This is a genomic window from Corynebacterium halotolerans YIM 70093 = DSM 44683 (genome assembly GCF_000341345.1).
Classification (GTDB): domain Bacteria; phylum Actinomycetota; class Actinomycetes; order Mycobacteriales; family Mycobacteriaceae; genus Corynebacterium; species Corynebacterium halotolerans.
The window spans coordinates 1724213-1748555 of record NC_020302.1 but is presented as its reverse complement, the minus strand read 5'-3'; the positions used below and the strand labels follow the sequence as shown (position 1 = coordinate 1748555).

The 24343-nt window shown below is 69.0% G+C and carries 23 protein-coding genes; 13 read left to right on the top strand and 10 right to left on the bottom strand.

All coding sequences use genetic code 11. From position 1 onward, the window contains the following. Positions 1-191: 191 nt before the first annotated feature. Both A605_RS08135 and A605_RS08130 read right to left on the bottom strand, forming a co-directional pair. Entirely contained in the window at positions 192-536 is a 345-nt protein-coding gene (locus A605_RS08135) for a hypothetical protein (RefSeq protein ID WP_015401028.1), read from the bottom strand. Positions 537-789: 253 nt separating this feature from the next. After that, positions 790-1635 carry a peptidylprolyl isomerase gene (locus tag A605_RS08130; RefSeq protein ID WP_015401027.1) on the bottom strand — a complete coding sequence of 282 codons (846 nt, stop codon included), beginning with the start codon at positions 1633-1635 and terminating at the stop codon, positions 790-792. Between the two features lie 160 nt (positions 1636-1795). On the opposite strand from A605_RS08130, the gene tpx reads away from it, so the two are divergent. The 4 genes from tpx (at position 1796) to hisS (ending at position 4607) form a co-directional block, all read left to right on the top strand. Next, positions 1796-2293, top strand: coding sequence for a thiol peroxidase (gene tpx, locus A605_RS08125; RefSeq protein ID WP_015401026.1), 498 nt, complete (start codon positions 1796-1798; stop codon positions 2291-2293). A gap of 85 nt (positions 2294-2378) precedes the next feature. Next, entirely contained in the window at positions 2379-2579 is a 201-nt protein-coding gene (locus A605_RS15295) for a hypothetical protein (protein WP_015401025.1), read from the top strand. A 38-nt stretch (positions 2580-2617) separates the two neighbouring features. Then, entirely contained in the window at positions 2618-3259 is a 642-nt protein-coding gene (locus A605_RS08120) for an MBL fold metallo-hydrolase (protein WP_015401024.1), read from the top strand. Between the two features lie 37 nt (positions 3260-3296). Further along, on the top strand, positions 3297-4607 hold the full coding sequence (gene hisS / locus A605_RS08115) for a histidine--tRNA ligase (RefSeq protein ID WP_015401023.1): 1311 nt from the start codon (positions 3297-3299) through the stop codon (positions 4605-4607). Between the two features lie 118 nt (positions 4608-4725). Here hisS and A605_RS08110 read toward each other — a convergent pair whose 3' ends face one another. Beyond that, complete coding sequence (locus A605_RS08110; RefSeq protein ID WP_015401022.1) at positions 4726-5052, bottom strand: hypothetical protein; 327 nt, start codon at positions 5050-5052, stop codon at positions 4726-4728. A gap of 206 nt (positions 5053-5258) precedes the next feature. Between A605_RS08110 and A605_RS08105 the strand changes: the two genes are divergently transcribed. After that, entirely contained in the window at positions 5259-5735 is a 477-nt protein-coding gene (locus A605_RS08105) for a pyridoxamine 5'-phosphate oxidase family protein (protein ID WP_015401021.1), read from the top strand. A 371-nt stretch (positions 5736-6106) separates the two neighbouring features. Here A605_RS08105 and A605_RS08100 read toward each other — a convergent pair whose 3' ends face one another. The 5 genes from A605_RS08100 to A605_RS08080 all read right to left on the bottom strand — a co-directional run bounded on the left by A605_RS08100 (position 6107) and on the right by A605_RS08080 (position 11248). After that, a complete protein-coding gene (locus A605_RS08100) occupies positions 6107-7519 on the bottom strand; it encodes an L-serine ammonia-lyase (RefSeq protein WP_015401020.1) in 1413 nt (470 codons plus the stop codon). Positions 7520-7742: 223 nt separating this feature from the next. Beyond that, entirely contained in the window at positions 7743-8414 is a 672-nt protein-coding gene (locus tag A605_RS08095; RefSeq protein WP_015401019.1) for an FMN reductase, read from the bottom strand. Positions 8415-8590: 176 nt separating this feature from the next. Beyond that, positions 8591-9709 carry an LLM class flavin-dependent oxidoreductase gene (locus tag A605_RS08090; protein WP_015401018.1) on the bottom strand — a complete coding sequence of 373 codons (1119 nt, stop codon included), beginning with the start codon at positions 9707-9709 and terminating at the stop codon, positions 8591-8593. 150 nt (positions 9710-9859) lie between these two features. Next, a complete protein-coding gene (locus A605_RS08085; RefSeq protein WP_015401017.1) occupies positions 9860-10621 on the bottom strand; it encodes a hypothetical protein in 762 nt (253 codons plus the stop codon). A 42-nt stretch (positions 10622-10663) separates the two neighbouring features. After that, positions 10664-11248 carry a TetR/AcrR family transcriptional regulator gene (locus A605_RS08080; protein WP_015401016.1) on the bottom strand — a complete coding sequence of 195 codons (585 nt, stop codon included), beginning with the start codon at positions 11246-11248 and terminating at the stop codon, positions 10664-10666. Between the two features lie 145 nt (positions 11249-11393). Here A605_RS08080 and A605_RS08075 point away from each other — a divergent pair, with 145 nt between their 5' ends. From A605_RS08075 to A605_RS08055, 5 genes are all read left to right on the top strand, one after another. Then, entirely contained in the window at positions 11394-12122 is a 729-nt protein-coding gene (locus tag A605_RS08075; RefSeq protein WP_015401015.1) for a P-loop NTPase family protein, read from the top strand. Between the two features lie 3 nt (positions 12123-12125). After that, positions 12126-14144: a YhgE/Pip domain-containing protein gene (locus A605_RS08070; RefSeq protein ID WP_015401014.1), complete on the top strand. Its 2019-nt coding sequence runs from the start codon at positions 12126-12128 to the stop codon at positions 14142-14144. A gap of 212 nt (positions 14145-14356) precedes the next feature. Then, the gene (locus A605_RS08065) at positions 14357-14734 is read left to right on the top strand and encodes a hypothetical protein (RefSeq protein ID WP_015401013.1); all 378 of its coding nucleotides are present in this window, start codon (positions 14357-14359) and stop codon (positions 14732-14734) included. Positions 14735-14849: 115 nt separating this feature from the next. Next, positions 14850-15515, top strand: coding sequence for a hypothetical protein (locus A605_RS08060; RefSeq protein WP_034990163.1), 666 nt, complete (start codon positions 14850-14852; stop codon positions 15513-15515). Between the two features lie 82 nt (positions 15516-15597). Next, positions 15598-17562 carry an SNF2-related protein gene (locus A605_RS08055; protein ID WP_015401011.1) on the top strand — a complete coding sequence of 655 codons (1965 nt, stop codon included), beginning with the start codon at positions 15598-15600 and terminating at the stop codon, positions 17560-17562. 26 nt (positions 17563-17588) lie between these two features. Here the strand turns inward: A605_RS08055 and A605_RS08050 are convergent, their stop codons facing one another. Next, positions 17589-18563: a zinc-dependent alcohol dehydrogenase family protein gene (locus A605_RS08050; RefSeq protein ID WP_015401010.1), complete on the bottom strand. Its 975-nt coding sequence runs from the start codon at positions 18561-18563 to the stop codon at positions 17589-17591. Further along, the gene (gene ypfJ / locus A605_RS08045) at positions 18564-19451 is read right to left on the bottom strand and encodes a KPN_02809 family neutral zinc metallopeptidase (RefSeq protein ID WP_015401009.1); all 888 of its coding nucleotides are present in this window, start codon (positions 19449-19451) and stop codon (positions 18564-18566) included. Between the two features lie 173 nt (positions 19452-19624). On the opposite strand from ypfJ, the gene aspS reads away from it, so the two are divergent. The 3 genes from aspS to A605_RS08030 all read left to right on the top strand — a co-directional run bounded on the left by aspS (position 19625) and on the right by A605_RS08030 (position 24279). Further along, positions 19625-21442 (top strand): aspartate--tRNA ligase, encoded by a 1818-nt coding sequence (aspS, locus tag A605_RS08040; protein WP_027004134.1) that lies wholly within the window; start codon positions 19625-19627, stop codon positions 21440-21442. A gap of 202 nt (positions 21443-21644) precedes the next feature. Then, positions 21645-22898 (top strand): phosphotransferase family protein, encoded by a 1254-nt coding sequence (locus A605_RS08035; protein WP_015401007.1) that lies wholly within the window; start codon positions 21645-21647, stop codon positions 22896-22898. A 13-nt stretch (positions 22899-22911) separates the two neighbouring features. Continuing rightward, positions 22912-24279, top strand: coding sequence for a replication-associated recombination protein A (locus A605_RS08030; RefSeq protein ID WP_015401006.1), 1368 nt, complete (start codon positions 22912-22914; stop codon positions 24277-24279). The last annotated feature ends 64 nt before the right edge of the window (positions 24280-24343 follow it).

The window sequence follows — 24343 nt, the reverse complement described above, 5'->3', positions numbered from 1 at the left end:
CGCGCAGGGCAAGGGAGGCGCCCGGCCTTGTGCTGTCCCACTCACTGAGGGGACGGGCGTCCCGTCGGGAGCAGAGCGGGGAACAGGGCAGGGCACCGGCTTATCTTCAGAGACAACAGAACCGCCCCCGGTGCAGTCGAACACCGGGGGCGGTGATGCTGGAAGCTGAGCGCGCTGTCCGCGCCGAGCGCCTAGTCCTCGATGACGTGGCGGTCCATGAAGACGAAGAGAGCGGACAGGGCACCGATGACGGTGGTGAACACGCCGATCCAGTCCTGGATGTCATCCGGGTCGGTGTCCTCGGAGGACAGCGAGGAACCCGGCTCAGCGGTGACGGTGACGGTGTTCTGGGTGTCCTCGTCCTGCTCGGGGGTGTCGTTGTCCGGCTCGTCGGCCGGAGAGGTGGTCGCGGCCGGAGAGGTGGTCTCGACAGAGGTGGTCTCGTCCTGCGCCATGGCCGGAGCGGTCAGAGCGGTGGCGGTCAGGGCGACGGTGGTGGCGGCAGCGGCCAGGCCCTTACGGGAGAACAGCTTCATGGCAGTCAGATCCTTAGATGGACGACAATCGATTACAACAGCATAAACATTAACTGGCAACCAACTGGTGTGCAACAGATATACCAGTATTTCACCGCTCCGGTTTTCAGGGGGTGACCTGCATTTACCCCCGGAGATCATTTTCTGGCCGGACAGCCCGGGCAGGAAGCTGGACGAACCCGTCGGGTCAAGAATCGGAAACGGCGGTGCCCCGGAACACTCCGGGGCACCGCCTGACGAAGGCCGGTGAGGCCTAGCCGATGGTGGCGGTCTCGATGCGGACCTCCTCGGCCGGCGCGCCGTCGGCGGCACCGCCCTCGACGCCCGCGGCGGCGATGGCGTCGAGCGTGGCCAGGCCCTCCTCGCTGATCTGGCCGAAGTAGGTGTAGTTGGGGGCCAGGGTCGAGTCCTGGTAGTTGAGGAAGAACTGGGAGCCGTTGGTGTCGGCGCCGGCGTTGGCCATCGCGATGGAGCCGCGCGGGTAGATCACCGGGGTGGAGGTGTCCTCCATCTCATCGGTGGGGTACTCGTTGGCGAACTGGAAGCCCGGGCCACCGGAGCCGGTGCCGGTCGGGTCGCCGCACTGCAGGACGTAGATGCCGGAGGTGGTCAGGCGGTGGCAGACGGTGTCGTCGTAGTAGTCGGTCTCCACCAGGTGCTCGATGGCGTTGACGGTGCAGGGGGCGGTGGAACGGTCGAGCTCCATGCCGATCTCGCCCTGGTTGGTGGCCAGGGTGACGTTCAGCGTGCCGGTGGTGGGGATGTCCTCGGTCTGCTCCGGGGGAGTGGCGCCCCGGGCGGCCTCCCCGGCGGCCGGGTACTCACAGGTGATGGTCTCCGGCAGCGGGGTCTCGCGCTCCATGGCCAGCGTCTCGATTTCCGGGGTCTCGGTCGCCGAGGTGGTCTCGTCCTCGGCGACGACCTCCTCGTCGCTGGAGCGGGTGGCCGCGTAGAAGATGCCGCCGACGATGACGAGGATGGCGACCGCCGAGGCGAGGACCACCTTGAGCGGCTTCGACTTCTCGGCGCGGTCGCGGCTCTTGAGCTCCCGCTCGAGCTTTGAGAGGGCCTCCTCGCCCCGTTGCTGGTTGCTGGTCACCGTTGGATCATCCTCCCGGTCGCGGTTTCAGGGCCGTACCCTGTGGCACGTCTGCGGCAAGTCTAGCGGGAGGGGGACTGTGCGGAGCCCACCACCACCATCGGGTGGGGCGCGGCCGGTTCCGTGGCGGGGTGTGGGCGGAATCTCTACGCTGGGGGCCATGGCTACCGTTAACTTCCAGAACACCGCAACGTCCACCGTCGGCGAGCTGCCGAACGTGGGCGACCAGCTCCCGTCCTTCACCCTCGTCGGCACGGACCTCGGGGAATTCACCAACGAGGAGTTCGCCGGCAAGCGTGTCATCCTCAACGTCTTCCCCTCCCTCGACACCGGCGTGTGCGCGGCGTCCGTGCGCCGCTTCAACGAACTGGCCTCCGAACTCGACAACACCGTCGTGGTCGGTGTGTCCAAGGACCTGCCGATGGCCCAGGGCCGTTTCTGCGAGGCCGAGGGCATCGAGAACGTCACCGCCGGTTCCGCTTTCCGTACCTCCTTCGGTGAGGACTACGGCCTGACCCTCGAGGGCTCCCCGCTGCAGGGTCTGCTCGCCCGCGCGGTCGTCGTCGCCGATGAGAACGGCAAGGTCGTCTACACCCAGCTCGTCGACGAGATCACCACCGAGCCGGACTACGACTCCGCCCTTGAGGCGCTGAAGTAGATTCGTCTCCGCCGCTTGGTCCGCCCCGTGACGTCCCGCAGAACCGGGGACGGCACGGGGCGCCGCTGACTTCGAGAGGGCCTCGATGCGTAATAAGCGCTCCGTCAGGATCATTCTCGCCGTACTGGCGGTGCTCGCACTCGTCGCCGCAGGCATGAGTGCCGTGCAGATGTACCGGACTCCGGATGATTCCGGCGAGTGGGAACCGGCGGTACCGACCACCACAGCCCCTGTTCCGGGAACGGAAGCCGCCTCCACGCCGATACTGCAGCTCATCCACGGCTGATCGTGGACATTGGAGGTTTCGGCGTTAGACTGCCCGGCATGCAGCTGATGGGATTCGCCGCCGGACCGTACAAGACCAACTGTTACCTGCTGGCCAACGACGGCCGCGCCGTGGTCGTCGACCCGGGCATGCACGCCCACGACCGCGTCGTCGCCACGCTCGACGAGCACAATCTCACCCTCGAGGCGGTCGTGCTCACCCACGGCCACATCGACCACACCCGCGACGCCGGGCAGCTCGCGCGCCGCTATGCGGTGCCCGTCCACATCCACCCCGACGACGCCTTCATGCTGGAGGCCGGCGAGGGTGTTTCGCGGGAGTCGCAGGTGCTTTTCGACGCCGCGCACATGACGCCCGTCGACGACCGCCGCGACCTCGTCGGAGGCGAGACGCTGACGCTGGCGGGCGTCGAGTTCACGCTGCTGCACGCGCCGGGTCACTCGCCGGGCTGTGTCATCCTCGCCGCCGGGGAGTTCGCCTTCACCGGTGACGTGCTCTTCCGTGGCTCGGTCGGACGCACCGACCTGGCGCACTCCGACTCGGCGGCGATGGACGCCAGCCTGCGTGGTCCGGTCTGGGGCCTTGACGATTCGCTGCAGCTGCTGCCCGGCCACGGACCCACCACGACCATGCGCGCCGAGCGCACCACGAACCCGTTCCTTCTCCGCCTGGGTCTCTGAGCCGATCCCCGGAGCCGGCGCGGTACTGTAGGTAGCCGTGAGCGACAAGCAGAAGCCCGAGAAGTCAGCGAAGTTCAAGGCCCTCTCCGCGCCGAAGGGCGTGCCGGATTATGTCCCGCCGGTGTCCCCGGTGTTCCTCGCCGTGCGCGACACCTTCGTGCGCCAGGCGCATCTGGCGGGTTTCCAGCACATCGAGATCCCGGTCTTCGAGGACACCACCCTCTTCGCCCGCGGCGTCGGTGAGTCCACCGACGTCGTGAGCAAGGAGATGTACACCTTCGCCGACCGTGGCGAGCGGTCCGTCACCCTGCGTCCCGAGGGCACCGCGGGTGTGATGCGCGCCGTCATCGAGCACAATCTTGACCGCGGCCAGCTGCCGGTCAAGCTCAACTACTACGGCCCCTTCTTCCGCTACGAGCGTCCGCAGGCCGGCCGCTACCGCCAGCTGCAGCAGGTCGGCGTCGAGGCCATCGGCGTCGACGATCCGGCCCTCGACGCCGAGATCATCGCCCTGGCCGACCGTTCCTACCGCGAGTTGGGGCTGAGCGGATTCCGCCTCGAGCTGACCAGCCTGGGCGATGCGAACTGCCGGCCGGCCTACCGGGAGAGGCTCCAGGAGTTCCTCTTCGCCCTGCCGCTGGACGAGGAGACCCGTCGGCGCGCCGAGCTCAACCCGCTGCGCGTCCTCGACGACAAGCGCGAGGAGATCCGCGAGCTGACCGCCGACGCTCCGCTCATGCTCGACCACCTCTGCGACGAGTGCCGCAGCCACTTCGAGACCGTCACCGGTCTGCTGGATGAGATGGGTGTGCCCTACACGATCAACCCGCGTATGGTCCGTGGCCTTGACTACTACACCAAGACCACCTTCGAGTTCGTCCATGACGGCCTCGGCGCCCAGTCGGGCATCGGCGGCGGCGGGCGCTACGACGGGCTGATGGCCCAGCTGGGTGGCCAGGACCTGTCCGGCATCGGTTACGGTCTCGGCGTCGACCGCACCGTGCTGGCCCTGGAGGCCGAGGGCGTGGATCTCGACGAGAAGTTCGGCACCGGCCGCCGCGTGGACGTCTACGGCGTGGCGCTGGGCGCAGACGCGAAGAAGGCCATGGCCCTGCTCGTCAACGACCTGCGCGCGGCCGGTGTCGCCACCGACATGGCCTACGGCGACCGCGGCCTCAAGGGCGCGATGAAGGGGGCGGACCGAGCGCACGCGAAGTTCGCGCTGGTCCTCGGCGACCAGGAGCTCGAGCGGGGCACCGTCGCCGTGAAGAACCTGGCCGACCAGTCGCAGCAGGACGTGGCGCTGGCTGACGTCGTGACCGCACTGCAGGCAGTGTTGGTCGACTGACCGCGGATCCGACCACGCAGCGGAAAGCCCCGGCACCGGAATCGGCGCCGGGGCTTCCCGTCTGTCATGTCCCGGCTGTTGTGGTGGGTAGGGGGCCGTGGTCGGCCCACTCGAATGGTCAATGCCCGGGTGGCGGATGATCCCTCGCAAACCCTATGAGCACCCACAACATGAACAGGGTTCCCAAGAGGAAACCGAGCCAGATCCCCCACACGAGGACGCGTCGGGCACCCCGCCATCTGAAGGACAGCAGGACGGCGCCACCGGTCGCGAAGAAGATCAGCAGGAACTGCAACACCACCCAGCCGAGGAACCAGGGGAACACCGCGTCGGCGGCGATCCCCAGGAAATTCATCCCATACCACAGCGCGAGTCCGAGTACGCCTCCGAAGAGGAATACCAGGGCGTACCCGACGATTCTTCTTGCCCTGACAGTCAAGGTCATGTGCCGATGGAAGCACATTCTCGGTTGTTCCGCCGGAAGAGCGGAACAACCCCCGGGGAATAGACGGCCAGATCCGTTTGCTCAGTGGAACCGTCAGCGTTGACCAGCACTCTTCGAACGTGGCCCGTCACGCTGTGGGCGCCTATGCTGGGCCGCATCCGACGCGGCATTACACCGCGGATTCTCTGAGACAGGAGGTAAGCGCCATGGCTGATGAAATCACCAAGGAAGATGTCGTGAGCAAGCTCCGCGACGCGAGCTGGGTCATGATGACCACCGCGGGTGCGGACGGCAAGCTGGTGTCCCACCCGATGGTTCCCCAGCAGGTCACGGATGACGCGGACGTGTGGTTCTTTGTCTCGCTCAAGGGTGGGAACGCGGAAGCGCTGAAGGCCAGCCCGCAGGTGAATCTGTCCGTGGCTGAGGCCGGCTCCTGGCTGTCCGTGGCGGCCGAGGTCGAGTTCATCGACGATCGCGCGAAGGTCGACGAGTTGTGGAACAAGGATGTGGAGGGCTGGTTCGAGGGCAAGAACGATCCCGCGGTCGGTTTGATCAGGGCCAACTCCGAGTCCGCTCAGTTCTGGGGCCTGCCGGGAGGGAAGATGTCCGCACTGGCGCGCATCGTGAAGTCCCGCGTCTCCGGCGACGACACCGGCGGCGACTCCGAGACCATGGAGCTGTAGCGCGCCTTTTCCGGGGCTCCCGGGAAAGTCCGGCCGGGACGTGGACGTGAACCGCGCCGCAACCGGGCATTCCCGGGTGCTCATTCCGTGCTCGGCCCGTGCCGCGTGCCCGTGCGATGCTGCCGTGTGAGCGGGATGAACGGGTCGAGGAGGATGTGCCCCACAGCGTCGTCCGCCTGCTTTTCGCGGCTCGGGATGGCGGTTCGCAGTGAGGCCGGCGATGGCACGGACGGCTACGCCCCACACTGTCACACGGGTCTTGTTGCCGAGCGGGTCCGCTGGCCGGAGAACAGGTGACCATCAAGCAAGGTCAATGACCGCGGAGACACGGCAGGGAGAACCAGGCCCGCCCCCGGAGTGCCGCAGCCACGTCAGCACTCCGTGAGGTTGACCGGCAGCCCCAGCGTGGTGGCCAGCCCGCCGGTGGAGGTCTCCTTGTACTTGGTGAGCATGTCCCGGCCGGTCTCGGCCATGGTGCGCACCACCTCGTCCAGGGTCACCCGGTTGGTGCCCTCGCCGAGGCGGGCCAGTCGGGCGGCGTTGATCGACTTGACCGAGCCGATGGCGTTGCGCTCGATGCAGGGGATCTGCACGAGCCCGCCGACGGGATCGCAGGTCAGGCCGAGGTTGTGCTCGAGGGCGATCTCGGCGGCGTTCTCCACCTGGGCGGGGGAACCGCCGAGGACCTCGCACAGACCGGCGGCCGCCATCGCGGACGCCGAGCCGACCTCGCCCTGGCAGCCGACCTCCGCGCCGGAGATCGAGGCGTTCTCCTTGACGATGATGCCCACGGCCCCGGCGGTGAGCAGGAAGCGCCGGGCCTGGGTGGCGGTGAAGTCGCCGAGGAAGTCGCGGGCGTAGTGCATGACGGCCGGGATGATGCCGGCGGCTCCGTTCGTGGGCGCGGTGACCACCCGGCCACCGGCGGCGTTTTCCTCATTGACGGCCAGGGCGTAGAGGTTGACCCACTCCATGGCTCCGAGGGCGTCGCCACGGGGGCCCGACTTCGCCTCGAGCAGCTGGTCGTAGAGCCGGGGCGCGCGCCGGGTCACTTGCAGCCCACCGGGCAGGACCCCGGAGGCGTCGATGCCCGCGGTCACACACTGGCGCATGGTGCGCCACACCTCGTCCAGGTGTGCGGCCACCGCCTCGTACCCGCCCTCATCGGCGTGGAGGACGGCCTCGTTGGCGGCCATCACCTCGGAGATGTCCTTCTCCGCCCGGGCGCAGTGCGCGAGCAGTTCAATCCCGGTGGTGAAGGGGTAGGGGACCTCCTGCTCCTTGGCGGCGGTCGCCGCGCCCCAGGGCAGGTCGGGGCCGGCGTTGAGACGGGCGTCGAGATCCGCCCGGGAGAGGATGAAACCGCCGCCGACGGAGAAGTACTCCGCGTTCTCGGCGAGGGTTGCGCCGTCGGCGTCGCGGGCGGTGAAGATCACGCAGTTGGGGTGCTCGGGCACCGGGGTGCGGTCGAGCTCGAACTCGTAGCGCACGCTGCCGGCCGGGCCGGAGATCTCCCCGTTGGCGGGGATGTCCGCCCCGTGGGCGGGTTCGACGTCGGCGGGCACGGTCGTCGGCTCCCAGCCGGCGAGGCCGAGGAGCACAGCCCGGTCGGTGCCGTGGCCCCGGCCGGTGGCCGCGAGCGAACCACGCAGGGTGACGTGGACCTCGGCGGGCCACGCGGGCAGGGAGTCGATGAAAGTCCGGGCGGCACGCATGGGGCCGACGGTGTGTGACGACGACGGGCCGATGCCGATGCTGAACAGATCGACGACGCTGACGGACATGACGGTGACCTCCTGGATGATCGTGATCCGGGTGCCCCGAGGATAGTCGATTCCCCGGGCCCCTCGTCGGGGGAACTGAGGTCTGCCTCCGTGTGGCGGAGGGAGGCCGGAGTGGTTGTGGCGAAAGAGTGCGCAGCTGCGCACTCTTTTTGTGCACCCTAGGTAAAAGTCAAGGCCCGGGACCTGATTTAACAGGTTCCGGGCCTTTCAACGCTGCATCGTTCTAGCGGCCGTCGTGGCCCTCGAGCAGCCGGGCGAAGGGGGTCAGGTTCTCCGCGGGGTCCTCACCGCTGCTGCGGCGGCGGGTGCCCTGGCCCTCGGCGGTCACCCCGCCGAGACCACCGACATGGCCGGACTCGGCGACCATGAGTTCGGCGAGCTCACCGGCGGCGCGGGCGGTGCGGGTCTCGAAGGCGGCGCCGTTGTCGGTGCCCCAGTCCTCGGCGGCGGCGAACAGCCCGGTCGGGACGACGACCGCGCGCAGGTAGGTCAGCAGCGGGCGCAGCGCGAAGTCCAGCACCAGCGCGTGACGGGAGGAGCCGCCGGTGGCCGCGATGATGGTGGGCATGCCGTTGAGGGCGTCGGTGTCGAGCACGTCGAAGAAGGTCTTGAACAGCCCCGAGTAGCTGGCCTTGAACACCGGGGTGACCGCGATGAGCCCGTCGGAGGCGGAGACCCGTCGCTTCGCGTCGGCGAGCGCCGGGGTGGACATCCCCCCGCCGGTCAGCGCCTTGCCCAGGTCGTTGACCAGCTCGCGCAGCTCGATGACCTCCACGTCGACGGACTCGCCGCGGGCGCTGACGGCCGTCGAGACGGCGTCCGCGATGGAGTCGGCGACCTGGCGGGTCGTGGACGGGTTGGACAGGCCGGCGGTGATCACCGTCAGGGTGCGCATGGTGGGGAGCGTCCTCCTTGCTCAGGGTGGGGTGGAAGTCCTATTCAGTGTCAACGGACACCGGCGGGACGATATTCCCGGGCGGTACGCCCGGAAAGACGGACTGGTCCCGCCAGTATAGACAGAGCGGTACAAAAGGGGGGAACGGGGTCCCGGGTGCCGACCGCCGCCGTGGGCTACTCCGCGGTGTCCTCGCCCGGGGTGACGCGGAAGTGCGGGTGGTCCGGGTTGGCCTTGAGGGTGGCGTGGGTCGGCGGGTTGGACGGCACGTGTTCGGGGCGGCGGGCCTCCATGCGGCGGCGGACCTCCGGGACGACCTGGGTGCCCAGGATCTCGATCTGGTCGAGCACGACCTCCAGCGGCAGGCCGGCGTGGTCCATGAGGAACAGCTGGCGCTGGTAGTCGCCCACCCATTCGGCGAACTCCATGGTGCGCTCGATGACCTGCTCGACGGTGCCGACCGTCAGCGGGGTCATGGAGGTGAACTCCTCCAGGGAGGGGCCGTGGCCGTAGACCGGCGCGTTGTCGAAGTAGGGGCGGAAGAACTTCTTGGCCTCGGCCTCGGTCTCGCCGATGAACACCTGGCCGCCCAGCCCCACGATGGCCTGGTCGGCGCGGCCGTGGCCGTAGGACTCGTAGCGGCGGCGGTAGATGTCGACCATCTTCGCCGTGTGCTCCTTGTTCCAGAAGATGTTGTTGTGGAAGAAGCCGTCGCCGTAGAAGGCGGCCTGCTCGGCGATCTGCACCGACCGGATGGAGCCGTGCCACACGAACGGCGGGACGTCGTCCAGCGGCCACGGCGTGGAGGTGTAGCCCTGCAGCGGAGTGCGGAACTTGCCCTGCCAGTTGACCACCTTCTCGCGCCACAGGCGGCGCAGCAGGTGGTAGTTCTCGATCGCCAGCGGAATGCCCTGGCGGATGTCCTTGCCGAACCACGGGTAGACCGGGCCGGTGTTGCCGCGGCCCATCATCAGGTCGACGCGGCCGCCGGACAGGTGCTGGAGGAAGGCGTAGTCCTCGGCGATCTTGACCGGATCGTTGGTGGTGATCAGGGTGGTCGCCGTCGACAGCTGCAGATTCCTCGTCTGGGCGGCGATGTAGGCCAGATGCGTGGTCGGGGAGGAGGGGACGAACGGCGGGTTGTGGTGCTCGCCGGTGGCGAAGACGTCCAGGCCCACCTCCTCAGCCTTGAGCGCGATCTGGGTCATCGCGTTGATGCGCTCGTGTTCTGTGGGGGTCTGCCCCGTGATGGGGTCCTGGGTGACGTCACCGATGGTGAAGATGCCGAACTGCATGGTGCGGGCTCCTGATTCTCGTGGGGAGGTTCGTGGAAGAACTGCCTTTGTTGTTATGTCAACAACATTAGCGTCCTTCTATTCCCCGGGCCAGTCACCGCCCCGGCGGGGATGCTGCGACGAGAGGTCGGAACATGGCCCCGTAGCAGCTCACACGGCGTCCAGAGCCTCCAGGAGGGCGGCCATATCCGACCCGCCGACCACGCGCAGCGGCTGCTGGTCCATCCGCCCGTGCTCGGTCAGCAGCGCCGCGCGCGGCAGGGAGCCGTCCCGGGCCGGCATGGTCAGTTCGTCCACCACCTCCTGGGCGGTGGCGGTGCGGGGCAGGAAGACCGCAAAGTCGTTGTCCTCGGCGAACTCGAGCACCTCCCGGACCGTGCGGCCGTCCAGGTGGTCATTGTCGTCCAGGTCGGCCGCCACCCACCGGGCGATCGTGTTCGTGGTCAGCAGCGCCTGGAACACGCCCGACTCATACACCGGAAACTGCGAGATCCGGGTGGTCCGGATGATCTGCAATGCCTCCCGGACGTCATCGTCCGGGGCGAAGGAGCGCACGCGGTGCGGGCCGAGCACGCTGAGCGCCAGCGGGGGATCCAGCAGCAGGTCCCGGATCCGGGTGATCTCCCCGACGGTCTCCGGCAGTGGCTCAGCGATGGGCCGGTGGTTCCGGTAGGTGCCGTGACTGATGGCGTTGCGCAGGTCAGCGAAAGCCTGGAGGGCTTCGGCATGGCCGTCCCGGACCAGATGCTTGCGCTGGGCCAGCCTCACCATCCACGAGAAGCCGTCCGACTTCTTCGCGTCCAGTTCCTGCCGGAGGAACTGCTCAATCTCATTGAAGGCCGCCAGAAAGGGGATGGCCCGGTTCACGGCGGGATCGGCGGGAGACTGGTGGTCCGGGAGGTTCTCGCTCACCAGCCCGAGGGTAGCCGCCCGCCCGGAGCCATGCTGGGCGGGCTACTCCGGGTCGCCCGGCGTGCCCGGTCCATGGCGCAGGCCGGACAGGTACAACTGCACCAGGGCCTCGGTCAGATCCGGGGCGAGTTCCGCCACCGCCGAGACCTGCGGCCGCGAGACCGTGATCAGGCCGATGATGAAGGTGCTCGGCATGACCGTGGGGTGGACCAGTCCCGCATCCTGGGCGGCCGTGACAATCTCATGCCCGCGCTGCTCCACCGCCTCGCGCCGGGACTGCAGATCCGCCGGCAGATCGGCGAGCCGGGCCGGTGCCAGGAGTGGGACCACCGCGCCCAGTCCCAGGCCCACCAGGCCCCGGACATAGCGCCCCCACGTGTCCGCCGGGGCACCGGGAAACTCCCGCAGTGTCTCATCCTGGAGTGCGATCACCTGGTCGAAGAGGTGGGCGGCACAGGCGTGCAGCAGCTCCCGCCGGTCAGCGAAATTTCGGTACAAGGTGGCGATGCCGACCCCGGCGGCGCCGGCCACCTCCTCCAGCGTCAGGCTGGCCTCGTGCCTGTTGCGCAGCAGGTCACAAGCGGCGACGATGATGCGGTGGCGTCGTTCCCGGGCGTCGGCACGCATGGCACGGTCCTTTCAGATGCAGAGAGTTGACGGGTGCTATTTGACAGGCAACCACGGTGGGGAGCACCATACATGAGCATAACTGATAGTTCTTCCTCCGGTTAGCCGAGGTGCTGGCCAGGGGGAGCAATCCACGAGGTAACGCATGACTTCCGCTTCCCCCCACGGCCACCGGCTGGTGGCCCAGCACCTGGAGCTCGGGGACGACCAGCCCTTCGACCTGTCCCTTCCGGCGACCGGCCTGACCCTGGTGCAGACCCGGCGCGAATCCCGGTCCACCACGCTCGCACTGACCCTGGCCGGGCGGATGCGCGTCAAGGGCGGCACCGTCACGCTTCACGACGCCGCCGGGACCACGGTGGCGGACACGCCCCGGCACCGCACCCGCCGCGTGGCCCTGGCGGGCGTGCCGGAGATCGACGGCCTGGAACGTCTGGTTCCGGTCCGCACGGTGGTCCGCGAACAGCTGGCGTGGACCGGTTCCTGGTTCGCCCGTACTCCCCGGGACATGGGGGACACGGACTTCTCGGCCTGGGCCGGGTTGCTGGGACTGACGGTGGAACCGGGGGACAAGGTCGGGGACCTGCCGCCTGCCCAACGGTTGCGGCTGCGCATCATGCTGGCCCTGCTCGCCCGGCCGCGGGCGGGCCTGCTGCTCATCGATGACATCGACCAGCTCCGCAGCCTGGCGGACCGCCGGGACCTGCTGCGTGATCTTCGGCAGGTGGCCCAGCGCCTACCGGTGACGGTGTTCAGCTCCAATCCGGACCTGGACGGACTGGCGGACACCGTCGTGGATCTCACCGGCCCAACGCCGGAACGGCCCGGCCGGGAAACCGGCGACCACCACGCTCATGTCAAGGAAGGGGAGTAGACCATGAACCTCACGCACCTCGGATCCGAGCTGCGCCGCTTCGGCCACGGCACGCTCCCGCCGCTCGGACTGGCTGTCATCGTCTTGTTGCCCCTGATCTTCGGTGGCCTGTTCGTCTGGTCCTACTTCGACCCGATCGGTGGGATGAGCCGGCTGCCGGTCGCTCTGGTCAACTCCGATCAAGGCGCGGAACTGGACGGCGAGAAGTTCTCCGCCGGCGAGCAGGTGACCGGACAACTCCTGGACAACGAGCAGGTTCACTTCGTCGAGGTCACGGCGGACCAGGCCCGGCAGGGTGTGGCGGACGGCACCTACTACTTCGCCCTGGAACTGCCCCGTGACTTCAGTGAGGCGGCCGTCAGCGCGGGCACCGGACAGCCGCACCCGGCCACGATCAACGCCACCTACAACAACACCAACGGTTTCATCGGCACCACGCTGGGCAACCAGGTGACCACCCAGGTGGTGCGCACGGTGGATGCCGCCCTCGGGGAAAAGGTCACCGACACCCTGCTGGTCGGCTTCAACACCATCGGCGCCGGGCTGGACGAGGCGTCTTCCGGGGCCGCGGCCCTTGCCGAGGGAACCGGATCCGCCCGGGAGGGCGCCGGCGAGCTCGCGGACGGCGCCAGCGCATTGGACGACGGGGCGCGGGAACTCAATGACGGCGCGGTACAGCTGCGCGATGGCGCCACCGAGCTGGATACCGGCCTGGGCACCGCCGCGCAGGGGGCGGATCAGCTCTCCGGCGGGCTGGATGAACTGGTTGCCGCCACTGACTCCCTCGGCGAGGGGGCCGGTGCCATCGCCGGTGGCGTGGACCAGATCGCCGGGTTGGGGGAGCAGGCGGGTGGCGCCCAGGACCAGCTCGCCGCGCAATTGACCGGCATTTCCGCCCAGTTGCGCTCGACCGGGCTGCCCGGCGCGGCAGAACTGTCCGATCGGATCGACGCGGCCGTCGCGGAACTCAACGCCAGTGGGCTGGGGGTAGACAGCCCGGCCCGCGGCCAACTGGCCGAGCTCCAGGAGGGTGCGGCAGAGCTGCAACGACAACTCAGCGATTCAGACGCACCCTATCGCAGTGGTGTGGACAGTGCCGTCCGGGCGGCTGCGGAACTGGCCACTGGTCTCCACATGCTCTCCGACGGCTCGGCCCAGCTCGTGGTGGGCACCAACCGGTTGGCGGACGGCACCAGCGAACTGGTCGGCGGCACCCAGCAGCTGACGGTCGGGGCCGCCCAGCTGCGCGACGGCCTGGTGGACCTGGACGAGGGGGCGGGGCAACTCAGTCTCCGTCTCAATGAGGGGGCGGGCCAGGTGCCGCGCTACCCCGACGGCAACCGGGCCGATACCACGGCGACGGTGGCCACCCCGGTGACGGAGAAACTGACCGGGGACCAGCTGACCCGGTTCGGCGTGGGATTGGCGCCGTTCTTCATCTCCCTGGGTCTGTTCATGGGCGGGACCGTGATGTTCATGGTGCTGCGCGCGCTGCAGCGTCGCGCGATCGACTCCGGGATGCCGGCGTTCCGGGCCGTGCTGGCCACGTTCCTCCCGGCGGTCCTGGTCGGCTGGGCCCAGACCACGATGATGTGGGCGGTGCTGGTGGGGCTGATCGGCCTGGCACCGGCGCATCCACTGGGGCTGCTGCTGGCGATGGGCGGGATCTCCACCTGCTTTGTGGCCATCACCCAGGCCATCAACGCCTTCTTCGGCTCCGCGGTGGGCCGGGTGCTGTGTCTGATCATCATGGCCCTGTCCCTGGTTTCCTCCGGTGGGCTGTACCCACCGGAGACCCAACCGGCGTTCCAGCGGGCGGTCCACGTGGTGGATCCGATCACCTACTCGGTGAACCTGCTGCGCCAGGCCATCATCGGCACCAGTGAGCTGGATCCCCGGCTGTGGCAGTCCGTGGCGGTGCTGGGGGTCTTCCTCGTGGGGTTCCTGGCGGTTTCCACCTTCGCGGCCTGGCGGGGGCGGATCCTGCGGCAGAAGGATCTGCACCCGGAGCTGGCGTTGTAGCTGAGGAGGGGAGCGGCCCTCGGGAGCTGCCTGAGCAAGGCAGACGTAAGTTAAGCGGGGTTTTCGGCGGAATCCGCGCCTTTCGGGCCTCAACTTACGTATGTCTTGGGGTGCAGGACAGGGGGCCTGCCGGGGGAGTCAAAGGAGTTCCTCTCCCAAAGATATTCTCATTCAGCGCCCCTCGGCACCTAGCTTCTATTAAGCTCCTGCTCATGAAAATCTTCTTGCGTGGCGCGATCAGCGCCGTCATCGTGGCGGCCGGCCTGATGGCCGTCCCCCAGGCAGCCGCCCTGACGCCTGAGGAACAGGATCAGTTCCGTACCGACCCCGTGGGTGCGGTCGCCTGGCAGGGCATCAAGGGTTCCATGGACCTTCTCACCGCCGATCAGGGCGCGTACATGGCCGTGTCCATCTACGCGCAGGGGGATCCGCGGATGACGTATCCAGGCCCCTACGGCGAGATGGACCGCTGCGCGAAGTCATTGACCTCGTCCAGCCCCACCGGAGCTCTCCGTTTCCTCGGGGCGGCGGCCTGCCTACTGACGAACCCGCCACTCAAGAGCGCGGTCAGCGCGCAAGTGATGCCCTGACATGGGGCAGTGGGGCACACGCTCTCCTTGAGGTTCGCTGCCCCGCGTAACGCCCCGTCTCTCCCTCCCCGGCATCCGGGGGAGATGTCCCCGGTCTCTGGCACAATCATCGGACGTGAGCACAGTGGACAAGACGGAACTGGCAGGCCTGCTGGCCGAGGCGGACCGGGCCAGCCAGATCGCCGCGGACGCCCGACAGATGATGGGCGACCTGGCCGCTCCCGAAGCCCGGGCGGCGGGACAGGTGTTGGCCGGCACCCGCCTGCATGACCCGGAATTCACCGCCGACATCATCACCCACGGCGGCCTGCGGTGGCCGACCGCCTTTTACACCCTCCACGAGCTGGAGCACATCCGGAGCGGCGCAGACATTCTGAACCGGACGGTGGACAGCTGCCGGGAGATTCCGGCACTGCGGGAGACCGCCCGGCACGCTGACGCCGGTTTCCTCGGGCGGCTCTTCCGCGGTGACCGGGTCCGCCGTGGGGAGGAGGCTGCGGGACAGCTGCGCCGCATGCTGGCCGACCCGCAGCGGCAGAGCCTGCTGGGCGACACCACCTCGATCCTGGCCAGGATCCGGCACGCCGCCCAGTTGCAGCAGGGCGGAGTCCGGCTCTTCCCCGGCGCCCACGGCACCCCCCCAACACCTGATCGACGCCGCCCGCAGTGCCCTGGCGACCGGCCTCGGCCACGATCACCCCAGCTTCACCCAACTGGTGCAGAAGGACGTACAGCCCGTGCTCCGTGCGGTCCGGAAACTGACGGCGGATCCGGACAGTGAACCGCGGCTGCGGCAGTAGGCCCAGACCCAGCTGGACGCCCTCCACCACGAACGCGCGGAGATCCTGCTGCGCCAACTACCCGTGGAGGCTCTGAAGACGGCCACCGATGAACGACTGCGGTTCAGTGGCCTGGAGCAGATCAACATCTCCACCGTCGCCGATGTCCTGCGCGCGGACTTCAGGCTGCTCACCCGGGTCAACGGCATCGGGGAGGTCACCGCCCGGCGGATGAAGGCCGCCGCGCAGACCCTGCAGCGTGAGGCCCTGGACGGCACGGCCACCGCCATCGGGGACACCCCCACGGCGGCGGCCCTGGCCCTGCTCGGCGTCCTGCGCCGGTTCGACGCCGTCAACACACTCGACGAGGTGGAACGCGAACGCCGCAACCGGCTGCTCGACGACCTTCAGCACCTCCCGGTCACCGACTCCCTCGAACCCTGGACCGTCGTACTCAGCGATCCACCGCACCGGCACCGGCTGTGGCAGCGCTTCCTGGACGACCTGGCGTGGGCCCGTGCCCACCCGGAATCCCTGCGCCCGGCCGGGGACCTCGGCCCGGAAGCCCCCGGCGGTTCGGCCTGGGAGGACTACCTGGGCCGCCCGGCCCACTACCAGGGTCTGCTGGTCACCCTCCTGCGGCTGGAGGTCGAAGGGTCCGGCGACCTGGCCGGCGACACCGTCGAGCAGATCCGCGCCCTCAAACTCGACCGGACCCACCTCAAGGACCTGCACCTGCGCGGCTACCAGTCCTTGGGCGCCCGGTTCACCCTGGTCCAGCGCAAGGTCGTCCTGGGCGATGACATGGGCCTGGGCAAGACCGTCCAGGCGCTGGCGGCCGCCGCCCACGTGGCCGCACACCGAGACAACGCCCGGATCCTGGTGGTCTGCCCGGCATCGGTGCTCAGCAACTGGGTCCGGGAGACCGGACGCTTCACCGATCTTGCCGTGTACCGTGCCCACGGCACCGCCAAGGCGGATGCGGTGCGCTCCTGGCGCAGCAGCGGCGGAGTCTGCATCTGCACCTACGACGGCGCCCGCTCCCTGGAGCTGGGGGAGCCGGACATGGTCGTCGTCGATGAGGCCCACATGATCAAGAACCCGCAGACCCAACGCTCCCAGGCGCTGGCCCGCCTGATCGACGCCGCCGACTACGCCCTCCTGATGACCGGCACCCCGCTGAAAAACAAGGTCGCCGAATTCAGCAACCTCATCGCCTACGTCCAACCAGAGCTGGTCACCGAGGCCATGTCCACCATGGCGGCCGTCGATTTCCGCCGCCACATCGCGCCGGGCTATCTGCGCCGCAACCAGGCCGAGGTACTGGACGAGCTGCCGGAGAAACTCGACCAGATCGACTGGGTGGAGCTCACCGACACCGATCAGCGGCACTATGCCCGCACCGTGGCCGAAGGTGACTGGATGGACATCCGCCGGGCGGCACTGACCACGCCGGCCACTGAGCCGGCGAAACTCACCCGCGTCCGCGAGATTCTCGCCGACGCCCGGGAAACCGGTCGGCGGGCGGTCATCTTCACCTACTTCCGCGACGTCCTCAGCCGGCTGGAACACGAGCTGGGCGCCGCCGTCACCGGCACCATCTCCGGCTCGGTGCCGCCGGCCCGGCGCCAGGAACTCGTGGACGCCCTGACCACCGCCCCCGGCGGCTCCGTTCTGCTCATCCAGATCACCGCTGGCGGAGTGGGACTGAACATCCAGGCCGCCAGTGTAGCCATCATCGCCGAACCCCAGGTCAAACCAAGCATCGAGGCCCAGGCCATCGCCCGGGTCCACCGCATGGGGCAGGTCTCCACCGTCCAGGTCCACCGGTTGATCGCCGATGACACCGCCGAGGAACGGATGCTCGAGATGCTGGCGGACAAGCGTCAGCTCTTCGACACCTTCGCGCGGCCCAGTGAATCCGCCCGGGTCCACGACGCCGTCGACGTCAGCGAAACCGCCCTGGCGGCGGACATCATCGCACAGGAACGCCGCCGCCTGGGATACTCCACCGAAGCCGCGACCGCCCTGAGCGGACCAGCCCACTGATCACAACGGCCAGAGCGAGCGGGCCATCAGGGACACAACAGCACCTTCCCGCGGGAGGAGTGCTCCACCGCAAGCCAGAGGCCCGCCCGGAACTCCGCCAGGGGCAACCGCTCCTGCACCCTGGTGCGCACAACTCCGGTCCGCACCAGCTCGAAGACACCGTCGAAGGCGGCGAGCAGCTCCGCCCGTCCCACCGTGTGCACCCAGCCCCGCAGCCGGAACAGATCAATGACCAGGTCCGGACGATGCCGCCACAGGGAGGGCGGGAGCGGGCGCCCGGACAGTAGGCCGTAGTGCACCAACGTCCCACCGTGCCGCAGCAATCCGGCCAGGGCGGCACCCTCGGCGCCACCGACGCAGTCGAACGCCAGATCCACCGGCCCCAGCCGGGCAAGCCGCGCCTCCCAGCCGCCTCCGGCGGTGGGGATCAGGGCGTCGAAAAGCGAGGCATCCGCCACCGAGCCCGGCTGCCGGCACAGCCCAATGGTGCGGATACCCCGGCCGCGCAACAGTCGCACCAGCACCTGGGCGATGGCGGAGCCGCCCGCATTGACCACGGCAGTGCGGACATGTGGGGCGACGGCATGGGTTTCGACCATCCGGAGCGCGGTCAGGGGATTGATGTAGGCGGTCGCCGCCTGTTCCTCGCTCACCTCCTCCGGCACGGGGATGCACCAGTCCACGGGACACTCTTTCACGGTTTGCCAGCCGCCCGCCGACCCCACCGGCAGTACCCGCCGCCCGATCAGAGTGGCATCCTCACCCGGATGGACCGCAGAGATGACCCCGACCCCCTCGAACCCCGGGACAACGGGCAGGGCTGTCCGTGACCGGTAGGCCCCGGTGACCGGGATCAGATCAGAGGGGTTGATCGGGGAGGCGAGCATCCGCACGGCCACGCGACCGGCGGCGGGCACGCTCGAGGCGACGGTCTCCAGATTCAGGACCTCCAGCGGTGGGCCGAATTCCCGGGCGAGGACCGCCCGGCGGGAATGGGACATCTATTTCCGGTACCCGCCGCGGTCCAGGGTGTCGCAGGCCGACATGGCGCCCGACTCATAGCCCGCCAGGAACGCCTGCTGCCGCTGCTCGGACGAACCGTGCGTCCAGGTCTCCGGGGTGACCTCGCCGCCGGAGCGGTTCTGGATGTTGTCGTCACCGACCGCCCCGGCCGTCGCGATGGCGTCAGCGACCTGGTCGGGGGTGATCGTCTCCAGCAGTGCGTCCGCCCCGTCATCGGCGTAATGCGCCCACACCCCGCCATAGCAGTCCGCCTGCACCTCGATCTTGACGGCGTTGGAGTCCGCGCCGGGGTTGTTGTAGTCGCTCATCCCCAGGGTGCCCTCCAGGTGCTGGAGGTGGTGGCCGAACTCGTGGGCCACGATGTACTCCTGCGCCAGGGGAGCGTTTTCCCCGCCGAGCTGTTCGAGCTGCTCGAAGAAGGAGACGTCGAAATAGGCGGTCTGGTCGGTGGGGCAGTAGAACGGCCCCGTCGCCGCGGAGGCGGCACCGCACCCGGAGGACGTGGACTGCTCGAAGATCATCAGGCCCGGCTCGGTGTACTCCAGTCCCGCCTGGGCAGGCAGCTGCTCGCCCCAGACCTGGTCGAGGGAGAGCGCGGTGGCCGCCACCCGGCAGTCCGCGTAGGTGTTGGCGTCCTCGGCGGTCTGGCAGTGCTCCAGGCCACCGGTGTCGGTCCCGGGATCGAGTTGCTGCTGGTCCCCGCCGCCGAGCAGGTTTCCGACGTCGCCGGGACTACCGCCGAGCAGCAGGAACAACCCCACCAGGACCAGGGTGCCGACGCCGCCGCCACCGACGATCAGCCCGCCACGGCGGCCCCCGGTGCGGGCCCGGCCACTGGATCTACTCACATCACCACGGAAGGTCATGGGAAAATCATGCCACGGAAGCCGGTGGGTAGGCCGCGGCGCGTCCGGGAGTTCGGCCGGTTGCCGGCGCACAGTGGCGGTGAGCCAGGGCCGCTCCCTGAGGGTGTCCGGCCAAGAAGGTAAAGTGATCGGCTGATAGAACCTGACGTTGTTACTGGAAGGACGTAGACGCCTTGCTGCGTACTCATCTCGCGGGGGAGCTCCGCAAAGAATCCGCTGGACAGACCGTAACCCTGACCGGTTGGGTGTCCCGTCGTCGCGACCACGGTGGCGTGATCTTCATCGATCTGCGCGACCGGTCCGGCCTCGCGCAGGTGGTGTTCCGTGAGTCCCAGGTCGCCGAGCGGGCACATGACCTGCGGAGCGAGTACGTGCTGCAGGTCACCGGCGTGGTCGAGGCCCGGCCCGAGGGGTCGGAGAACCCGAACCTGCCCTCCGGTGACATCGAGGTCAACGTCACCGAGCTCACCGTCCTCAATGAGTCGGCGGCCCTGCCCTTCCAGCTGGACGACGTCTCCTCGGCCGGTGAGGTCGGCGAGGAGACCCGTCTGAAGTACCGCTACCTCGATCTGCGTCGCCCGGTCCAGGGTGATGCCCTGCGGCTGCGGTCCAAGGCGAACCAGGCCGCCCGCCGGGTGCTCGACACCCACGACTTCACCGAGATCGAGACCCCGACGCTCACCCGTTCCACCCCGGAGGGCGCCCGGGACTTTCTGGTGCCGGCACGGCTGAAGCCGGGTTCCTTCTACGCCCTGCCGCAGTCGCCGCAGCTGTTCAAGCAGCTGCTGATGGTCGCCGGCATGGAGCGCTACTACCAGATCGCGCGCTGCTACCGCGACGAGGACTTCCGCGCCGACCGTCAGCCGGAGTTCACCCAGCTGGACGTCGAGATGAGCTTCGTCGACCAGGAGGACGTCATCGCCCTCGCCGAGGAGATCCTCGTCGAGCTGTGGAAGCTGATCGGCCACGAGATCACCACCCCGATCCCGCGCATCACCTACGCCGAGGCCATGCGCCGCTACGGCTCCGATAAACCGGACCTGCGCTTCGACATCGAGATCACCGAGTGCACCGACTTCTTCGCCGACACCACCTTCCGGGTGTTCCAGAACGAGTACGTCGGCGCCGTGGTCATGGAGGGCGGCGCCTCCCAGCCGCGCCGACAGCTCGACGCCTGGCAGGAGTGGGCCAAGCAGCGCGGCGCCAAGGGCCTCGCGTACATCCTCGTCGGCGAGGACGGTGAGCTGTCGGGCCCCGTCGCCAAGAACATCACCGAGGCCGAGCGCGCCGGCATCGCCGGGCATGTCGGCGCCAAGCCGGGCGACTGCATCTTCTTCGCGGCCGGCGACACCCGTTCCTCCCGTGCCCTGCTGGGCGCGGCCCGTGGTGCGATCGCCGAGAAGCTCGGCCTGATCAGGGAGGGCGACTGGGCCTTCACCTGGGTCGTCGACGCCCCGCTGTTCGAGCCGGCCGCCGACGCCGTCGCCTCGGGCGACGTCGCCGTGGGCAACTCCGCCTGGACCGCCGTGCACCACGCCTTCACCTCCCCGAAGCCGGAGTACCTGGACACCTTCGACTCCAACCCGGGCGAGGCCCTGGCCTACGCCTACGACATCGTCTGCAACGGCAACGAGATCGGTGGCGGTTCCATCCGTATCCACCAGCGTGACGTGCAGGAGCGCGTGTTCCAGGTCATGGGCATCACCGAGGAGGAGGCGCGCGAGAAGTTCGGCTTCCTGCTCGACGCCTTCGCCTTCGGCGCCCCGCCGCACGGCGGCATCGCCTTCGGCTGGGACCGCATCGTCTCCCTGCTCGGCGGCTTCGACTCCATCCGCGACGTCATCGCCTTCCCGAAGTCCGGCGGCGGCGTGGATCCGCTCACCGACGCCCCGGCCCCGATCACCCCGCAGCAGCGCAGGGAGTCGGGCATCGACGCCAAGCCCAAGCAGGAGAAGAAGGCCGACCAGAAGGCCGGGACCGCCGCGAACTAGGGCGCCCCGTCGTCCGGCCCGGGGCACCCGGGCCGGCGGAACCCCTGTCCGGCCGTCCGGACATCGGGCACAATGAAGGAGGAGGCGGACCCGCTGAGTGCGGGTCTGTCATCCGGCAGGTCCGGGGCCGCATCGGTGACCCCGTCGAGTCATATGTAGGCGCCCCACCGTAGACCCGCCGGAGCGCTGAAGGAGAGCGACCGTGCAGCTGACCAACGAGGACATCGTCGAGACCGCTGAAGATCTGCTGTCGAAACGTTTCGGGGGTGCTCAGCGGCTCTCCGAGGTACAGGAGCTCAGCGGCTCCGGCAGCGCCGTCGTCCTGCGGGCACGGGTCGCGTCCTCACCCTTCCTGCAGCAGCGTTCCGTCATTCTCAAGTACGTGCCCGTCTCCGGGGAGGCCCTCGACGACGCCGCCCTGGTGCGGGAGGTCGTGGCCTACCAGTTCACCAACTCCCTGTCGGAGGAGGTGCGCCCCGGCCCCGTCCTCCTGGCCCACGACATCGACCGGCGCATCATCGTCATCACCGACTCCGGTGACGGCGACACCTTCGAGGATCTGCTCAACCAGCGCGATCCGGAGATCCGGGTGCAGATCCTGCGCAATCTGGGCACCGCCCTGGGCCGTATGCACTCGGGCACCGCCGGGCGGGAGCAGGACTTCGAGATCCTGCTCACCCGCATGCTGCGCCAGCACCCCGGCTCCGCCGAGATCCAGCACCTGCGCGACCGCTCGCTGCTCCAGTCGATCCAGCTCGGCGAGGAGCTGCTGCGCCAGGGCGGCGTCGAGGTCCCCGAGGTGGTCTCGGAGATGGCCCGCGATGCCGCCGGACGGTTGATGTCGGCCCGCCACCGGGCGTTCACGCCGTTTGACCTGTCCCCGGACAACATCATCGTCGCGGACAAGACCCACTTCCTCGACTACGAGTGGGCTGGCTTCCGGGACGTCAGCTTCGATCTCGCCTGCGTGATCGCCGGTTTCCCGCAGTTCGTCTTCTCCCGCCCGGTCAGCGACGACGAGGCCGACGTGTTCGTGGAGTCCTGGACCCAGGAGGTCTCCGCCCTGTGGCCCAACGTCAACAACGAGAGCCACCTCCACGCCCGTGTCCTGGCGGCGCTCATCGGCTGGGCGCTGTCGAGCGTGTCCCTGATGCACTTCGGGTCGATGTCCAACGCGGTGGCCACCTTCCACCGTGAGGGGCTGATCAGCGAGGAGGAGTGGCAGGCCATCGGCCGGCCCCTGCAGGAGGAACCGGATCTGGAGGTCACGGGGGATTTCCTCCGCCCGGCCGACGAGGGGCCGTTCACCGAGGACGAGCTGCTCGTGCGCCGCGACCTCTACGAGACCTTCGAGGCACTGGCCCGCTACGCCGCCCGCGGCACCGAACCGTACTGCGCTGTCGTCGCCGCCTTCGGCGCCGAGATCGCCGAGCGGGTCACCGAGCCACGGATCTAGGCCAGCGGTCGACATGTCCCAGGACGCCCTGTTCGGAACCCCGGACGACCGGGAACCGGGAGCATCCGGCGCCGACTCCCGCGGCTCCGCCTTCTTCCGGGCCGGCCCCGGCGCCCCGCTCGCCGCGCGGATGCGCCCGCGCACCCTCGACGAGGTCGTCGGCCAGCAGCACCTGCTGGGCCCGGGCCGCCCGCTGCGCCGCCTGGTGGAGGGCTCCGGGGAGGCCTCCGTCATCCTCTACGGCCCGCCCGGCACCGGCAAGACCACCATCGCCTCGCTGATCAGCTCCGCCACGGGCCAGCACTTCGTCGGCCTGTCCGCCCTGAACTCCGGGGTCAAGCAGGTCCGGGAGGTCATCGACACCGCCCGCCGCGATCTCATCCACGGCGAGCGCACCGTCCTGTTCATCGACGAGGTGCACCGCTTCTCCAAGACGCAGCAGGACGCCCTGCTCGCGGCCGTTGAGAACCGCACCGTGCTGCTGGTGGCCGCCACCACCGAGAATCCGTCGTTCTCCGTCGTCGCGCCCCTGCTCTCGCGCTCGCTGCTCCTGCAGCTCCACCCGCTGGAGGACGTCGACCTCCGCGGGCTGCTCGAGCGTGCGCTGACCGATGAGCGCGGCCTGGCCGGGCGCATCACCGCAGAAGACGGCGCCCTCGACCAGCTCGTCCTGCTCGCCGGCGGCGACGCCCGCCGCGCCCTGACCTACCTCGAGGCCGCCGCAGAGGCGGTGGCCGACGGGGCGTCGATGAGCGTGGACACGGTCCGTGAGAACGTCAACCGGGCGGTGGTGCGCTACGACCGCGACGGCGACCAGCACTACGATGTCGTCAGCGCGTTCATCAAGTCGATCCGTGGCTCGGACGTCGACGCCGCGCTGCACTACCTGGCCCGCATGCTCGAGGCCGGCGAGGATCCGCGGTTCATCGCCCGCCGCCTGGTCATCCACGCCTCCGAGGACATCGGCATGGCGGATCCCACTGCCCTGCAGACCGCCGTGGCCGCCGCCCAGGCCGTGCAACTGATCGGCATGCCCGAGGCGCGGCTGACCCTGGCCCAGGCCACCATCCACCTGGCCACCGCCCCGAAGTCGCCGGCCGTGATCAACGCGATCTCCGCCGCCACCGAGGACGTGCGGGCCGGGAGGATCGGTCCCGTGCCGGCGCATCTGCGCGACGGCCACTACGAGGGGGCGAAACGGCTGGGCAACGCCGTCGGCTACCTCTTCCCCCACGATGACCCGCGCGGCGTCGTCACGCAGCGGTACATCCCCGAGAACCTCGACGACGCCGTGTACTACCGGCCGACCGGACACGGCGCGGAGAAGCGCATCGCCGAGTTCCTGGGTCGGCTGCGGCGGATCGTCCGGGGGAAGAAATAACTTCCGCGGGCTGGGGGTAGAGTAAGGCGCTGACACTTTCGACCGTCAATTCCGTAAAGCGAGG